Below are 1,471 nucleotides of genomic sequence, written 5' to 3' on the forward strand. Positions count from 1 at the left end.
AGATGAGTATAAGAGACAGGACGGAGACGGGGACGGCCTGTGCGTTCCGCTCATCGGGCTGTGCGTCGGCCTCCAGGTCGGAGCGGCGGCCCACTGAGCCGCCGTCGCGCCCTCGCAGCCACTGCCGCGCCCCTACGGCGTGCCGTCGTCCCGCCGCGTGAGCAGCCACGGTTGGATCACGCCCAGCCCGCGCACCGGCCGCTGCCACATCGGCTGCAGCGCGAAGCGGTACGACGGCGGTTCCTCGCCCTCCTTCTCCGCGGCGGCCGCGGCCTCGGCCGCCTCCGCCTCGGAGGCCGGGGCGTCCCTGGTGCGGATCGCCTCCTCCGCGAAGGCGCTGTCCACGAGCACGCCGTCACGCGGGGCTATGGAGGTGAGCCGGGAGGCCAGGTTGACGGTCGTACCGAACACATCGCCCATACGGGTGGTCACCGTGCCGAACGCCATGCCCACGCGCAGCTCGGGCATCGTCTCGTCGTTCGCCATGGTCTCCACCAGACGCAGGGCGATGTCCGCTGCCGTACCGGCGTCGTCGGCCACGTACAGCACCTCGTCGCCGAGCGTCTTGATGAGCCGGCCGCCGCGTGCCGCCACCAGGTCGGCCGAGGTCGTCTCGAAGGCCTCGACGAGCTCGCCGAGCTCCTCCTCCTCCATCCGGCGGGTCAGCCGGGTGAAGCCGACCAGGTCCGCGAAGCCGACGGCCAGGCGCCGGTCGACCATCTCCTCGTCGTCGGCGGCCTGCACGACCCGGCCCGCCGAGGCGGAGAGCTGGCGGCGCCAGACGTAGACCAGGAACTCCTCCAGCTCGGGCAGCAGCAGCTCGACGATCGGGTACGTCACCTCGGTGCGCGTCATCCCCGGCTCGGGCGGCTCGGTCAGACCCTCCAGGAAGGAGTCGATCTGCCACTCGGCCAGCCGGGCGGTGGTCTGCCCGGTGGACCGGGCCACCTGCACGGCCATGGCCTCGCTGAGCAGCCCCGCCTCGACCAGACCGGCGAGCCGGCGCAGGGCCAGGACGTCGGCCTCCGTCAGCGCCTTGGCCTGGCCTATGTCGGCGAAGCCCATGGCCCGCCAGAAGCGGGAGGCCAGCTCCATGGAGACGCCGGCGCTGCGGGCCGCCTGGAAGGGGGTGTAGCGCCGCTCCGCGCCCAGGATGAGCTGTTCGAGACGCAGCGCGAGAGGGTCCTCGCCGGAGTCGGCGGACTGGGAGTCTTCCCGCTCGAGCGAGGACGAGCGTGGAGGAGGCTCCTCCCGGCCGTCCGCGTCCGCGCCGGAGCCCGTGTCGTCGACGGTCACGCTGCTGCCCTTCCGATCTGCCGCGGTCAGGTATCGACCGGCCTCAACTCTACGGCAGCTGTGCGCCAGCTCACTCCGTGAGGTCACGCCGGGGGTGAGCTGACCGGCGCTTTCCCGGTACCCACACTGGTGTGACCGCCCCGGGGAGGCTCTGCCCCCTGGACCCCCAAGGACC

General features: G+C 72.5%; 1 protein-coding gene. It reads right to left on the minus strand.

Annotation, left to right across the window (positions count from 1 at the left end; all coding sequences use genetic code 11):
* Nucleotides 1–132 precede the first annotated feature (132 nt).
* Nucleotides 133–1,296 (minus strand): adenylate/guanylate cyclase domain-containing protein, encoded by a 1,164-nt coding sequence (locus C1I97_RS37035; RefSeq protein WP_111007255.1) that lies wholly within the window; start codon nt 1,294–1,296, stop codon nt 133–135.
* Nucleotides 1,297–1,471: the final 175 nt, after the last annotated feature.

It is taken from the genome of Streptomyces sp. NTH33, assembly GCF_003236365.1.
Taxonomy (GTDB): domain Bacteria; phylum Actinomycetota; class Actinomycetes; order Streptomycetales; family Streptomycetaceae; genus Streptomyces.